This window comes from Pseudomonas sp. GW821-FHT02C04 (assembly GCF_059421845.1).
The window spans coordinates 161567-176265 of record NZ_JBWKVT010000006.1 but is presented as its reverse complement, the minus strand read 5'-3'; the positions used below and the strand labels follow the sequence as shown (position 1 = coordinate 176265).

Annotated in this window: 13 protein-coding genes and 1 tRNA gene; 7 read left to right on the top strand and 7 right to left on the bottom strand. The window is 60.5% G+C overall.

Going from position 1 to position 14699, the window contains the following annotated elements:
* Positions 1–15: 15 nt before the first annotated feature.
* The 7 genes from tolB (at position 16) to nadA (ending at position 5655) form a co-directional block, all read left to right on the top strand.
* Entirely contained in the window at positions 16–1284 is a 1269-nt protein-coding gene (gene tolB, locus AC07VV_RS21635) for a Tol-Pal system beta propeller repeat protein TolB (RefSeq protein ID WP_249490669.1), read from the top strand.
* A 52-nt stretch (positions 1285–1336) separates the two neighbouring features.
* Entirely contained in the window at positions 1337–1834 is a 498-nt protein-coding gene (gene pal, locus AC07VV_RS21630) for a peptidoglycan-associated lipoprotein Pal (RefSeq protein ID WP_003178634.1), read from the top strand.
* A 6-nt stretch (positions 1835–1840) separates the two neighbouring features.
* Complete coding sequence (gene ybgF / locus AC07VV_RS21625) at positions 1841–2680, top strand: tol-pal system protein YbgF (RefSeq protein ID WP_096818288.1); 840 nt, start codon at positions 1841–1843, stop codon at positions 2678–2680.
* 165 nt (positions 2681–2845) lie between these two features.
* On the top strand, positions 2846–3493 hold the full coding sequence (queE, locus tag AC07VV_RS21620; RefSeq protein WP_495037430.1) for a 7-carboxy-7-deazaguanine synthase QueE: 648 nt from the start codon (positions 2846–2848) through the stop codon (positions 3491–3493).
* A 1-nt stretch (position 3494) separates the two neighbouring features.
* Complete coding sequence (gene queC, locus AC07VV_RS21615) at positions 3495–4187, top strand: 7-cyano-7-deazaguanine synthase QueC (protein WP_085730268.1); 693 nt, start codon at positions 3495–3497, stop codon at positions 4185–4187.
* Between the two features lie 63 nt (positions 4188–4250).
* A tRNA-Lys gene (locus AC07VV_RS21610) sits at positions 4251–4326 on the top strand.
* Positions 4327–4596: 270 nt separating this feature from the next.
* Positions 4597–5655, top strand: coding sequence for a quinolinate synthase NadA (gene nadA / locus AC07VV_RS21605; RefSeq protein ID WP_102621275.1), 1059 nt, complete (start codon positions 4597–4599; stop codon positions 5653–5655).
* A gap of 58 nt (positions 5656–5713) precedes the next feature.
* Here the strand turns inward: nadA and AC07VV_RS21600 are convergent, their stop codons facing one another.
* The 7 genes from AC07VV_RS21600 to gcsR all read right to left on the bottom strand — a co-directional run bounded on the left by AC07VV_RS21600 (position 5714) and on the right by gcsR (position 14605).
* The gene (locus tag AC07VV_RS21600; protein WP_495037429.1) at positions 5714–6202 is read right to left on the bottom strand and encodes an RDD family protein; all 489 of its coding nucleotides are present in this window, start codon (positions 6200–6202) and stop codon (positions 5714–5716) included.
* 97 nt (positions 6203–6299) lie between these two features.
* Positions 6300–6512, bottom strand: a complete 213-nt coding sequence (locus tag AC07VV_RS21595) for a cold-shock protein (protein ID WP_007934683.1) — start codon at positions 6510–6512, stop codon at positions 6300–6302.
* Positions 6513–6916: 404 nt separating this feature from the next.
* Positions 6917–8041, bottom strand: coding sequence for a glycine cleavage system aminomethyltransferase GcvT (gene gcvT, locus AC07VV_RS21590; protein ID WP_495037428.1), 1125 nt, complete (start codon positions 8039–8041; stop codon positions 6917–6919).
* A gap of 51 nt (positions 8042–8092) precedes the next feature.
* Positions 8093–9469 (bottom strand): L-serine ammonia-lyase, encoded by a 1377-nt coding sequence (locus AC07VV_RS21585; RefSeq protein WP_085730271.1) that lies wholly within the window; start codon positions 9467–9469, stop codon positions 8093–8095.
* A 75-nt stretch (positions 9470–9544) separates the two neighbouring features.
* Positions 9545–12397 (bottom strand): aminomethyl-transferring glycine dehydrogenase, encoded by a 2853-nt coding sequence (gcvP, locus tag AC07VV_RS21580; protein WP_495037427.1) that lies wholly within the window; start codon positions 12395–12397, stop codon positions 9545–9547.
* A 10-nt stretch (positions 12398–12407) separates the two neighbouring features.
* Positions 12408–12791, bottom strand: a complete 384-nt coding sequence (gene gcvH, locus AC07VV_RS21575) for a glycine cleavage system protein GcvH (protein ID WP_074688335.1) — start codon at positions 12789–12791, stop codon at positions 12408–12410.
* A 305-nt stretch (positions 12792–13096) separates the two neighbouring features.
* Complete coding sequence (gene gcsR, locus AC07VV_RS21570; RefSeq protein WP_085730273.1) at positions 13097–14605, bottom strand: transcriptional regulator GcsR; 1509 nt, start codon at positions 14603–14605, stop codon at positions 13097–13099.
* Positions 14606–14699 lie beyond the last annotated feature (94 nt).

Here is a 14699-nt window from a genome sequence, read left to right as displayed (position 1 = left end):
GGACTGCTTGTAGTCATGTTCTGCTTTGCAGGACTGGCTTCGGCAGATGAAAAAAATATCCTGGTCAGCAGTGGCAGCTCCCAGGCAACGCCAATTGCCGTCGTGCCGTTCGGCTTCCAGGGCGGCGCCGTCCTGCCGGACGACATTGCTGAAATCGTTGGTAACGATCTGCGCAACTCGGGCTACTACGCTCCGATTCCAAAGCAGAACATGATCAGCCAGCCAAGCCAGCCGAGCGAAATCATCTTCCGTGACTGGAAGGCGGTGGGTGCTCAGTTCATCATGGTCGGCAACATCGTTCCGGCCGGTGGCCGCTTGCAAGTGCAGTGGGCTCTGTTCAACGTCGCTACCGAGCAGAAAGTGGCGGACGGCAGTGTTTCCGGCACGACCGAGCAACTGCGCGACATGGCGCACTTCATCTCTGACCAGTCGTTCCAGAAGCTGACCGGTATCGACGGCGCGTTCTCGACTCGCCTGCTGTACGTGACGGCTGAACGCTTCTCCGAGAAGAACACCCGTTACACGCTGCAACGTTCGGACTATGACGGTGCCCGCGCCGTGACCCTGCTGCAATCGCGCGAGCCGATCCTGTCGCCGCGTTTCGCACCGGACGGCAAGCGTATCGCCTATGTGTCGTTCGAGCAGAAGCGTCCACGTATCTTCATGCAGAACATCGACACCGGTCGCCGTGAGCAGATCACCAACTTCGAAGGCCTGAACGGCGCGCCAGCCTGGTCGCCGGATGGCAATCGCCTGGCGTTCGTACTGTCGAAAGACGGCAACCCGGACATCTATGTGATGAACCTCGGTTCGCGTCAGATCACCCGCGTGACCGCAGGTCCTGGCATCAACACCGAACCGTACTGGGGCAAGGATGGTTCGACCATCTACTTCACCTCGGACCGTGGCGGCAAACCACAGATCTATAAAACCAGTGCAAGTGGCGGCGGTGCAGAGCGAGTGACCTTTATCGGTAACTACAACGCCAACCCGAAGCTTTCGGCTGATGAAAAGACCCTGGTAATGATCCATCGCCAGGACGGATTCACCAATTTCAAGGTGGCAGCCCAGGATTTGCAGCGCGGAAGTGTAAAAATCCTCACTGATAGCACTCTGGACGAGTCGCCTACTGTTGCGCCCAACGGCACCATGGTAATCTACGCCACCCGCCAACAGGGCCGGGGAGTCTTGATGCTCGTGTCCATTAATGGACGCGTTAGGCTCCCGCTTCCTACCGCTCAAGGCGAAGTCAGAGAACCGTCCTGGTCCCCTTACCTGAAGTGAGCGGGCGCTACACGTTTTACTTAACACACTGGGGTTCATTAGGAGTTTCACGATGGAAATGCTGAAGTTTGGTAAATTTGCTGCGCTGGCTCTGGCCATGGCTGTAGCTGTAGGTTGCTCGTCCAAAGGCGGCGACAACGCCGGTGAAGGCGCTGTTGATCCAAACGCTGGTTACGGCGCAAACACTGGTGCCGTTGACGGTTCCCTGAGCGAAGAAGCTGCTCTGCGCGCAATCACCACCTTCTACTTCGAATACGACAGCTCGGACCTGAAGCCAGAAGCCATGCGCGCTCTGGACGTTCACGCCAAAGACCTGAAAGCAAACGGCGCTCGCGTTGTTCTGGAAGGCAACACCGACGAACGTGGTACTCGTGAGTACAACATGGCACTGGGCGAGCGTCGTGCGAAAGCCGTTCAGCGCTACCTGGTACTGCAAGGTGTTTCCCCAGCTCAGCTGGAACTGGTTTCCTACGGCGAAGAGCGTCCAGTTGCTACCGGCAACGACGAGCAGTCCTGGGCTCAAAACCGTCGCGTCGAACTGCGTAAGTAATTCGATATGCGAACGTGCCGTCGTGCTGTAACTGTTCTGGCTCTCAGCCTCGCGCCGCTTGCGGCGTGGGCTGCGGTTCCTGTGGTCGATGACAACTCCGGTTATAACAATAGCGGGAGCAGTTATCCGCCTGCAGGTTACGGTACGAACGGCGCCTATGCCGGGGGAGCGGCTTCGGCCCCTGCCTCGGCACAAGGCATGCTGTTCAACCAACTGCAACAAATGCAGGATCAGATATCGCGCCAGCAAGGCGTGATCGAAGAACTGCAGAATCAGGTTGCGCGCATGAAGCAAGAATCCCTGGAGCGATACCAGGATCTTGATCGGCGCATAGGATCCGGTGCTGCACCTGCCGCGACTCCTGAGAATTCTTCTGCCGGTGGCGATGCAAGTGCTGCTGCCGGTGCCGCCGCTGGAGCCGGGGCCGCTGCGGCCGCCCAGGCACCTGCCGCGGGTGGCGAACCGGCTGATCCGGCCAAGGAAAAGCTGTATTACGATGCAGCCTTCGACCTGATCAAGGCCAAGGATTTCGACAAGGCAAGCCAGGCTTTCGCCGCTTTCCTGCGTAAATACCCGAACAGCCAATACGCGGGCAATGCCCAGTACTGGTTGGGTGAAGTGAACCTGGCCAAAGGCGATCTGCAAGGTGCAGGTCAGGCTTTTGCCAAGGTTTCGCAGCTCTATCCCAAGCATGCCAAAGTGCCGGATTCGCTGTACAAGCTGGCTGACGTAGAGCGCCGCCTCGGTCACACCGACAAGGTCAAAGGCATTCTGCAACAGGTGGTGTCCCAGTATCCGGGTACCTCCGCCGCTCAGTTGGCCCAACGCGATCTGCAGCGCATGTAATACTGTTTGACCCGTTTAGAAGAAACCCGCGCTTGTCGCGGGTTTTTTCGTTAGAATTCACGCCCTTTTATGAAACACGCTTCTGGTGATCTACGCGTTGGCGGGGTTGCCTTAAGTGCCTGACGGAGGCGGACAGCCTGTTTAGCTGTTACGCCCGTGGCGACTATGCAAGACACATTGAGAATCACCGAAGTTTTCTACTCGTTGCAGGGGGAAACGCGGACTGCCGGGCTGCCCACTGTTTTTGTGCGCCTGACCGGTTGCCCATTGCGTTGCCAATACTGCGACAGTGCCTACGCGTTCAGCGGCGGCACCGTTCGTACACTCGACGACATCCTCGAGCAGGTAGCCGGGTTTCGCCCGCGCTACGTCTGTGTCACTGGTGGTGAGCCGCTGGCACAGCCCAATGCCATTCCTTTGCTCAAGCAGTTGTGCGATGCCGGCTACGAAGTCTCGCTGGAAACCAGCGGCGCCCTCGATATTTCCGCCGTCGATCCGCGGGTCAGTCGGGTTGTCGACCTGAAGACCCCTGATTCCAAAGAAGCTCATCGCAATCGTTACGAGAACATCGAGTTGCTGACGCCCAACGATCAGGTGAAGTTTGTCATCTGCTCGCGGGACGACTATGACTGGGCGGTATCCAAGCTGATCCAGTACGGTCTCGAGCGGCGTGCCGGCGAAGTGCTGTTTTCCCCGAGCCACCATGACCTGAATGCTCGGGATCTCGCGGATTGGGTAGTGGCGGACAATTTGCCCGTACGCCTGCAATTGCAACTGCACAAGTATCTGTGGAATGACGAGCCGGGGCGCTGAGATGACTGAACAACTGAACACAACAGAAAAACGTGCGGTCATTTTGCTGTCCGGTGGCCTGGACTCGGCCACGGTGGTGGCGATGGCCCGCGCCGAAGGCTATCGCTGCTACACCATGAGCTTCGATTACGGCCAGCGCTCTCACGCCGAACTGCACGCCGCCGCACGCGTCGCTCGCGATCTGGGCGTGGTCGAGCACAAGGTGATCGGTCTGAACCTGAACGGCATGGGCGGTTCGGCCCTGACCGACAGCAGCATCGATATCCCGGAGGAGCTGGGTGAAGGCATTCCGGTGACTTATGTGCCGGCGCGCAACACGGTGTTCCTGTCGCTTGCTCTGGGCTGGGCTGAAGTGCTCGGTGCTCGCGACATCTTTATCGGTGTGAACGCGGTGGATTATTCCGGTTACCCGGATTGCCGTCCCGAGTTCATCGAATCGTTCGAGCGCATGGCCAACCTGGCGACCAAGGCCGGTGTGGAAGGCAATGGTTTCCGCATCCAGGCCCCGTTGCAGAACCTGAGCAAGGCACAGATCGTTCAGGCTGGCGTAAAGCTTGGTGTTGATTACGGGCTGACGGTTTCCTGCTATCAGGCGGACGATAATGGCCGTGCCTGTGGCAAATGCGACAGCTGCCGACTGCGTGCAGAAGGCTTCGCAGCGGCCGGAATCAGCGACCCGACACCTTATTTTTGATTATTTTCAAATTAGGTGTTGAATAGTCCTTAAAAATCAGTATTATACGCGCCACCACACAGCGGGTCGTTAGCTCAGTTGGTAGAGCAGTTGGCTTTTAACCAATTGGTCGTAGGTTCGAATCCCACACGACCCACCATATTTGGCGGTTTAGAAAATCCGGAAGGCCCACGAAAGTGAGGATTTCCGGGTTTTTTTTTGCCTGCGATTCGGGCATGTCTCCTTTCGGCGCCGTTGCGCTGACACAGGTCAGAATCATCTTTTGCATCACCGGGATATTCTGTAGCCTTGCGCAGCTTCAACGCTGTCCGTGCCTGATAAAACTCACTCTCCCGGCGGTACCCTCAAGCGGTCCGGAGCCGGGTGTATACTCGACTTTCGCGCGAATGCGCCTGCAGGTCTTGCGAACATGACGCAGATTTCCGAACGCCTTCTGGTACAAGCCCACCTCGACGCCAAGCAGCCCAAGCCGCTGACGGCCGAGGAAGAGGCTTATTACCGTTCCGCCATCGCCGCCGAGCTCAAGGCTCAGGACGCGGTGCTGGTTGCCCACTTTTATTGCGACCCGATCATCCAGGCCCTCGCCGAAGAAACCGGCGGTTGTGTTTCCGACTCGCTGGAAATGGCGCGCTTCGGCAACGCCCACCCGGCCAAGACCGTGGTGGTCGCCGGCGTGAAGTTCATGGGCGAAACCGCGAAGATTCTCAACCCGGAAAAACGTGTACTGATGCCCACCCTGGAGGCGACCTGCTCGCTGGACCTGGGTTGCCCGGTGGACGAGTTCTCGGCGTTCTGTGATCAGCATCCGGAGCGCACGGTCGTGGTGTATGCCAACACGTCGGCGGCGGTCAAAGCCCGGGCCGACTGGGTGGTGACTTCCAGCTGCGCACTGGAGATCGTCGAAAGCCTGATGGACAACGGCGAAACCATCATCTGGGGCCCGGACAAGCACCTGGGGACCTATATTCAGCGTCAAACTGGCGCCGACATGCTGCTTTGGGATGGTGCGTGCATCGTCCATGAAGAGTTCAAGTCCAAACAGTTGGAAGACATGAAAGCGTTGTACCCGGACGCGGCCATTCTGGTGCACCCGGAGTCGCCGACGTCGGTGATCGAACTGGCGGATGCCGTCGGTTCCACCAGCCAGTTGATCGCTGCCGCACAAACGCTGCCGAACAAGACCCTGATCGTCGCTACTGACCGCGGCATCTTCTACAAGATGCAGCAGCTGTGCCCGGACAAGGTCTTCATCGAGGCGCCAACGGCCGGTAACGGCGCGGCGTGCCGCAGTTGCGCACATTGCCCGTGGATGGCCATGAACACCCTTGAGCGCACGCTGAAGTGCCTGAAGGAGGGCTCGAACGAGATCTTCGTCGACCCGGCGCTGATTCCGCAGGCGATTCGCCCACTCAAGCGCATGCTCGATTTCACTCAGGCTGCGCGGATGAAGCTGGCCGGCAACGCCTGACCTTGAGCCACAAACAAAAACGCCCCGATTTGATCGGGGCGTTTTTGCATCTGCAGGATTATTTTGCTTTCTTCGGGACCCGCACCAGTTGCGTGTCCGAATAGATGTCATGCCAGGTGCGCTTCTGCTTGTCGTACAGCGACCAGAAGAAGCCAAGACCTGCGCACAGCCACGACGCGATCGACACCATGAATCGCAGCAGCGCCTGCCACAGACTGATCGCGGTGCCATCGGCATTCTGTACGCGGATACCCCACACCTGCATGCCCAGTGTCTGGCCAGCGTGGGTCCAGAACTTGGCGAAGAAGCCAAACAGCACCAGCAGCAACACGGTGGAGTAGAGAGGGTCGCCGTCCAGCTTGCCGGCGTCGGTCAGCACTCGCAGGCGCTCTTCGCCGATGATCGCGGCCTGGATCATCTTGTAGATCCCGCCGGTGACGATCAGCAGGGCGGTACACAGCAGAAAGTCATAGAACATCGCTGCCAGACGACGACCCAGGCCAACGGCGGGAAAATCGCCCTGGGGGATGAGCAGGTGTTTCGACATGGCAGCCTCTGGACGGAAAGTGAAGCGCCATTTTACGGATTCGCGCGCACAAAAAAGCCCCTGATATCAATATCAGGGGCTTTTTCGTAACAGAAGATCAGCCTTCGGCTTGTACTTCGTCAGCCTGCATGCCTTTCTGGCCTTGCACAGCCACGAAAGTCACTTTCTGGCCTTCTTTCAGGCTCTTGAAGCCGTTGCCCTGAATAGCGCGGAAATGCACGAACAGATCCGGACCGCTTTCTGGAGTGATAAAACCAAAACCTTTCTCGTCGTTAAACCACTTGACGGTACCGCTCTGACGTTGGGACATTTCTTATTTCCTTTGACGCAAAAATTGATGACAGTCTCTTCCTCATGAAAGAGTACTGGGGCTGGTTGCAGGAGAGTAAGAAGACGTCGAACGGGATGTAGCTAACTTGTAGGCTACTGCCCAGGTCACGATTCCAAGCTGACCCATGCAAACACAGTGGACAAACTCTACGCCAACTACAGGAGGAAAAACAAGCCCCGTGAGGGCCCCGGTTTTCCTGTGCTTGCTGGCAGTTAGTCAGTCCATTAGTCGGGCTTATACGATTAGCTTGTTCAATTGTTTTCGAACGTTATAAGCCAAGTTCATATTCGAATCGAATGTAAAGAAAGTGCACTGTTTTATGGCGATTGCGTTACACATTAGTGCACGCATAACGCAATCGCGTTACTTATAGAAACAGTCAATCAACCACGATAGTAGCGTTGTGGAACGAATGGCATTTTGCTTACAAGCATTTGCACCTTTTTCCCACGAACGATGGCCCAGACTGGCGTGTCGAGTGCGACATAGGCGCTGTCGAGGTAACCCATCGCCAATGGGCCGCCCAAGGTCGGGCCGAAACCGCCGCTGCACACGCTGCCGATGATCTCGCCGGCTTCGTTGACGATTTCTGCCCCTTCACGGACCGGGGTGCGTTCCTGCGGTAGCAGGCCGACGCGTTTGCGCGCGACACCGTTCTGCTGCTGGCTGAAAACCTGTTCTGCACCCGGGAAGCCGCCAGCCCGTGCGCCATCAGCGCGGCGTGGCTTGGAGATGGCCCACAGCAGGCTCGCTTCGATTGGTGTGGTGTCGGTGTTCATGTCGTGGCCGTACAGGCACAGGCCGGCTTCCAGGCGCAACGAGTCACGGGCACCGAGGCCGATGGCGGCCACTTCCGGTTCAGCGAGCAGGGCGCGGGCGAGTTTTTCCGCATCGGCTGCCGGTACGGAGATTTCGAAACCGTCTTCACCGGTGTAGCCCGAACGGCTGACGAAGCAATCGACGCCCAGCAGTTTCACGCGGGCGAACTGCATGAAGGTCATCTTCGCCACTTCCGGTGCCAGGCGCGCCAGCACGGTTACGGCGGTCGGGCCTTGCAGGGCGAGCAGGGCGCGTTCTTCGAACAATGGCTCGATCTTGCATTGATCGCCGATGTGCTTCTGCAGATGGGCCAGGTCCTGGTCCTTGCACGCGGCGTTGACCACCAGGAACAGTTCGTCGTTGCCCAGATTGGCGACCATCAGGTCATCGAGGATGCCACCGGTTTCGTTGGTGAACATCGCGTAGCGCTGCATGCCCACCGGCAGGTCGATGATGTCCACCGGCACCAGGGTTTCCAGGGCTTTGGCGGCATTGGCGCCGGTCAGGCGGATCTGGCCCATGTGCGAGACATCGAACAGCCCGGCCTGCTCACGGGTGTGCTGGTGTTCTTTCATCACGCCTAGCGGGTATTGCACCGGCATGTCGTAGCCGGCGAACGGCACCATGCGGGCGCCGAGTTCGATGTGCAGAGCGTGCAGCGGGGTTTTCGACAGTTGTTCGGTGGACATGCGGGACTCCTTGATTCACACCAACCCTCTCCCGGAGGGAGAGGGGGCTAATTAACACTCGATAATGTTGACCGCCAGACCGCCGCGGGCGGTCTCCTTGTATTTGCTTTTCATGTCGGCGCCGGTCTGGCGCATGGTGCGGATGACCTTGTCGAGGGAGACGAAATGCTGCCCGTCGCCGCGCATGGCCATGCGCACGGCGTTGATTGCCTTGACCGAGCCCATGGCGTTGCGCTCGATGCACGGCACCTGCACCAGCCCGCCAATCGGGTCACAGGTCAGGCCGAGGTTGTGTTCCATGCCGATTTCAGCGGCGTTTTCCACTTGTTGCACACTGCCGCCGAGGACTTCGCACAACGCGCCGGCCGCCATCGAACAGGCCACGCCGACCTCGCCCTGACAGCCGACTTCGGCGCCGGAAATCGAGGCGTTTTCCTTGTACAGAATGCCGATGGCCGCCGCGGTGAGCAGGAAGCGCACCACGCCGTCATCGTTCGCGCCAGGAATGAAGCGCATGTAGTAATGCAATACGGCGGGAATAATCCCCGCCGCGCCGTTGGTCGGCGCCGTAACCACGCGCCCGCCATTGGCGTTTTCTTCGTTGACGGCGAGGGCGTAGAGGTTGACCCAGTCCAGCACCGACAACGGATCGCGCAGCGATGATTCCGGGTTCTTGCACAGTTGCCGGTGCAACGCCGCCGCCCGCCGCTTGACCTTCAGGCCACCCGGCAGAATGCCTTCGTTGCGGCAGCCGGCGGCCACGCAGTCCTGCATCACTTGCCAGATTTTCAGCAGGCCGGCGCGGGTTTCCGCTTCCGGGCGCCAGGCGCTTTCGTTGGTCAGCATCACCTGACTGATCGACAGACCATAGGTGGCGCAGTGACCGAGCAAGTCCTTGGCACTTTTGAACGGGAAGGTCAGCGGTGTGGCGTCTTCGACGATGCGGTCGGCTCCGGCCGCATCTTCGTCGACTACAAAACCGCCGCCGACCGAGTAGTACTCGCGGCTGCGGATCTGCAATCCCGCCGCATCGAAGGCACGGAAGATCATGCCGTTGGGGTGATAGGCCAAGGGCTTGCGGATCATTGCCAGATGTTCTTTCTCGTTGAACGCGATGCTGTGTTCACCGAGCAGGTTCAAACGCCCGCTGCCGCGAATCTGCGTGAGACGTGCAGCGACGGTTTCAGTATCCACGGTATCCGGGTGTTCACCTTCCAGGCCCAGCAGCACAGCCTTGTCGCTGCCGTGACCCTTGCCGGTGGCGCCGAGGGATCCATACAACTCGACCCTGACGCTGGTGGTGGCCGACAACAGGTTTTCCCGGCGCAGGCCTTCGACGAAGCGCGCGGCTGCGCGCATCGGGCCGACGGTGTGGGAACTGGAGGGGCCGATGCCAATCTTGAACAGGTCGAACACGCTTAACGACATGGTTGTTCTCCGGTTTCTTGTTATAGGCACATCAGGCACGCATGAAAGGGGCGGGCGAACCCGCCCCCTCACAGGTCAAGCGTAGCTTTCGATCGACGGGCAGGCGCAGACCAGGTTGCGGTCGCCGAACACGTTGTCGACGCGACCGACCGGCGGCCAGTACTTGCCTTCGATCAACGACGCCACCGGGTACACCGCTTGCTCGCGGCTGTACGGGTGAGTCCACTCGCCGACCAGCTCTGAGGCGGTGTGCGGAGCGTTCTTCAGCGGGTTGTCGTCCTTGTCCAGGGTGCCGTTCTCTACAGCGCGGATTTCTTCGCGGATGCGGATCATGGCGTCGCAGAAGCGGTCCAGCTCTTCCTTGGATTCACTTTCGGTCGGCTCGATCATCAGCGTGCCGGCCACCGGGAACGACATGGTCGGGGCGTGGAAGCCGAAGTCGATCAGACGCTTGGCCACGTCATCGACGCTGATGCCGCTGCTGTCTTTCAGCGGACGCAGGTCGAGGATGCACTCGTGCGCCACCAGACCGTTGCTGCCGGTGTACAGCACTGGATAGTGCTCTTCCAGGCGACGGGAAATGTAGTTGGCATTGAGGATCGCCAGTTGCGAAGCGCGCTTCAGACCTGCGCCACCCATCATACGAATGTACATCCAGGTGATCGGCAGAATGCTCGCGCTGCCGAACGGTGCTGCGCAGACCGCGCCTTCCTTGCGTTCCATATGGCCATGGCCCGGCAGGAACGGGGTCAGGTGCGATTTCACGCCGATCGGGCCGACGCCCGGGCCGCCACCGCCGTGGGGGATGCAGAAAGTCTTGTGCAGGTTCAGGTGCGAGACGTCGCCGCCGAACTTGCCCGGTGCGCAGAGGCCGACCATCGCGTTCATGTTGGCGCCGTCGATGTACACCTGACCGCCGTTGTCATGAATGATGCCGCAGATTTCGCGGATGCCTTCTTCGAACACGCCGTGGGTCGACGGGTAGGTGATCATCAGTGCGGCGAGGTGTTCGCGGTGCTCGATGGCCTTGGCGCGCAGGTCTTCGATGTCCACGTTGCCACGGGCGTCGCACGCGGTCACGACCACGCGCATGCCGGCCATGTTGGCGGTCGCCGGGTTGGTGCCGTGGGCGGACGACGGGATCAGGCAGATGTCGCGACGGTCTTCGCCACGGCTCTGGTGGTAGGCGCGAATTGCCAACAGACCGGCGTACTCACCTTGGGAACCGGCGTTCGGTTGCAGCGAGATCGCGTCGTAACCGGTGGCGGCGCAGAGCATCGCTTCCAGTTCATCGGTCAGTTGTTGGTAACCGGCGCTTTGTTCGGCCGGGGCGAACGGGTGCAGGGCGCCGAATTCAGCCCAGGTCACCGGGATCATTTCGCTGGCGGCGTTGAGTTTCATGGTGCACGAACCCAGCGGGATCATGGTGCGATCCAGTGCCAGGTCCTTGTCCGCCAGTTTGCGCAGGTAGCGCATCAGCTCGGTTTCCGAATGATAACGGTTGAACACCGGGTGGCTGAGGATCGGCGACTGACGTACCAGCGCGGCTGGAATGGTGCTTTGCGCGGCAGCGGCCAGAGCAGTGAAATCCGGCAGGGTCTTGCCGTCGGCGAACAGGGCCCACAGGGTTTCGATGTCGGCCTGGGTGGTGGTTTCGTCGACCGACAGGCCCAGACGCTGGGCATCGATCGCACGCAGGTTGATCTGTTGAGCGCGAGCCTTGTCATGCAACGCAGCAGTTTGCGCGCCGGTGGTCAGGGTCAGGGTGTCGAAGAAGCTGGCTTGCTCGACGGTCACGCCCAGTGTGCTCAGGCCCTTGGCCAGGATCGCGGTCAGGTGATGCACGCGGTTGGCGATCTGGGTCAGGCCTTTCGGGCCGTGGTACACGGCGTACATGCTGGCGATGTTGGCCAGCAGCACTTGCGCGGTGCAGATGTTCGACGTGGCCTTCTCGCGACGGATGTGTTGCTCGCGGGTCTGCATCGCCAGACGCAGGGCCGGTTTGCCGAAGCGGTCAACCGAGACACCGACCAGACGGCCCGGCATGTCGCGCTTGAACGCATCTTTGGTGGAGAAGTAAGCCGCGTGCGGGCCACCGAAGCCCAGCGGCACGCCGAAGCGTTGCGCGCTGCCGATGGCCACGTCGGCGCCGAATTCGCCCGGCGGGGTCAGCAGGGTCAGGGCCAGCAGGTCAGCGGCCACGGCCACCAGTGCGTTGGCCGCGTGGAAGCGTTCGGTCAGTTCGCGGTAGTCGAACACATCACCGTTGCTCGCCGGGTATTGCAGCAGTGCGCCGAAGAATGGCGTCACGTCGGTCAGTTCGCGCTCATCGCCCACGACCACGTCGATGCCCAGCGGCTCGGCACGGGTGCGCAGTACGTCGAGGGTTTGCGGGTGGCTGTGGATCGAGGCGAAGAACTGGTGGCTGCCCTTGTTCTTGCTCAGGCGTTTGCAGAAGGTCATGGCTTCGGCAGCGGCGGTGGCTTCGTCGAGCAAGGAAGCGTTGGCGATTGGCAGACCGGTGAGGTCGCTGATCAGGGTCTGGAAGTTCAGCAGCGCTTCGAGACGACCCTGGGAAATTTCCGGCTGGTACGGGGTGTAAGCGGTGTACCAGGCCGGGTTTTCCAGCAGGTTGCGCAGGATCGGCGACGGCGTGTGGCAGTTGTAGTAGCCCTGGCCGATGTAGGTCTTGAACAGTTGGTTCTTGCCGGCGATGCCTTTGATCATCGCCAGGGCATCGGCTTCGCTCAGGCCGTCATCGAGGCCGAGCACGCTGGTGCCCTTGATGCTTTCCGGGATGACACTGGCGCTCAGGGCTTCCAGCGAGTCGAAGCCGAGGCTGTTGAGCATGGCCTGCTCGTCACCGGCGCGCGGGCCGATGTGACGGGCGATGAATTCATTGGCGGTGCCGAGATTTACTTGGGTCATGTCAGGTTCCTCAGGCTTCGGCTTGGGCTTTGATCAGACGGTCGTAGGCGTCCTGATCCAGCAACTTGGCGACGGCCGAAGCGTCGGCCGGCTTGAAGCGGAAGAACCAGCCTTCGCCCAGCGGATCTTCGTTGACCAGCTCAGGGCTGTCTTCCAGGGCCGGGTTGGTGGCAAGGACTTCACCATCCAGCGGCATGTAAACGCCGCTGGCGGCTTTTACCGATTCCACGGTGGCGGCTTCGGCGCCTTTGTCGTAAGCCTGCAGTTCAGGCAGTTGCACGAACACCACGTCGCCCAAAGCGTTCTGCGCGAAAGCGGTGATGCCAACGGTGACAGAGCCATCGGCTTCGGCGCGCAGCCATTCGTGATCTTCAGTAAAACGCAACTCGCTCATGGAATCTCCTAGGGGCCAGACTCGTCTGGTGGACGCGGTGGAATACTCGGGCGGCAATGCCCTGATTTTATGAGCGGTTACTTAGCAAGAACGCGGCCAACGTAAAAATATCGTTGTAAATCAATTGCTTGAATGATTTGTTGGCGGTCGTGATCGAGCACGCTGTAGCGAAATCGCTACAGCTTGGAGCGAAGAAAAAAGCTGAAGCGGATCAAAGCCTTGCACGGCGGTGGTCGAAGGAGGGTGTAGCGATATCGTTCCGCTGTAGCGCTTTCAGTACAGATGGAGGTCGCTTTTGGCGGGATTCAGGCTTTTCCCGGAATCCCGTACTTGCGCAGCCGATGGGCAATCGCCGTGTGCGAGGTCTGCAGGCGACTGGCCAGTTGGCGGGTCGAGGGGTAGCTGACGTAGAGTTTTTCCAGCAGCGATTTTTCGAACGCCTCCACGGCTTCTTCCAGACTGTCGACGTCGGTGTCGGTCTGGCGCGCCACCGAGGTGCCGGCGATGTCGAGGTCGCCGATGTCCACCAGACTGCTTTCGCAGATGGCGGCGGCGCGGAAGATCACGTTCTGCAATTGCCGCACGTTGCCCGGCCAGCGGTTGCCGAGCAGCGCCGGGTAAGTGCCCGGGGCGAGGCGGCAGACCGGGCGCTGGATCTGCGCGCAGGCTTGCTGCATGAAGTAACGCGCCAACAACAGAATGTCCTGGCCACGTTCGCGCAACGGCGGCACTTCGACGTTGAGCACATTGAGGCGGTAGAACAGGTCTTCGCGGAACAGGCCTTCGCTGACCATTTTTTCCAGGTCGCGGTGGGTCGCGCTGAGGATGCGCACGTTGACCTTCACTTCCCGATCACCACCCACTCGACGGAAGCTGCCGTCGTTGAGAAAACGCAGCAGTTTTGCCTGCAAGTACGGCGACATTTCGCCGATCTCGTCGAGAAACACCGTGCCCTGGTTGGCCAGTTCCATCAGCCCCGGTTTGCCGCCCCGTTGTGCGCCGGTGAAGGCGCCGGGGGCGTAGCCGAACAGTTCGCTCTCGGCGAGGTTCTCTGGCAGGGCCGCGCAGTTCAGCGCCAGGAATGGCGCGCTGTGGCGGGTGCTGATGGCGTGGCAGGCGCGGGCCACCAATTCCTTGCCGGTGCCGGTTTCGCCCTGAATCAGCAGCGGCGCATCGAGGGCTGCCACCCGTTGCGCGCGGGCCTTGAGCGTGCGGATCGCCGGGGACTCGCCGAGCAGCGCGTCGAAACCTTCGGCATGGTCGTGGTGCAGCGCCGAGAGCTGCTCGCCGATGCGGTTCGGTTGATACAGGGTCAGCAGGGCGCCGGCGTCGGTGATCGGCGTGGCGTCCAGCAACAGGGTCTGGCCGTTGACGGTGATTTCCCGCAGCGGCAGGCGGAAACCCTGTTCCAGCAAGGTTTCGAGCAGACCGGGATCGTTGAACAGTTCCGAGACGCTTTCACCCGCCGGCTCGCGACCGTACAAGGCGATCAGCGCCGGGTTGGCCAGCAGCACCTTGCCGGCGCTGTCCAGTGCCAGTACCGGGTCGGTCATTGCCGCGAGCAACGCGTCGAGCTGCAAGTGCCGGCGCTGACCGGGCAGGATGTCGACCACCACCACGGCCTCCACACCGCGTACCCGAAACAGTGCGTCTTTCAGCTCTTCAAGCACTTGCGGGCTGAGGGTCGGGGCGTCGATGTAGACGTTTGGCGGGACCATTTCCACCGCATCCAGATTGAGGTTGCGCCCACCGAGTATCGCCAGGACTTCCTGGGTGATGCCGACGCGGTCGATGAAGCTGACGTGGATACGCATGGGGTGGTTCTGGGTTCTGGAGTGCGGAGGGGGGCAAGTATGCCTTGGGGCGGGGAAATGGTGAAATCTGCGCCCTGCGCTGATCGTTCCCACG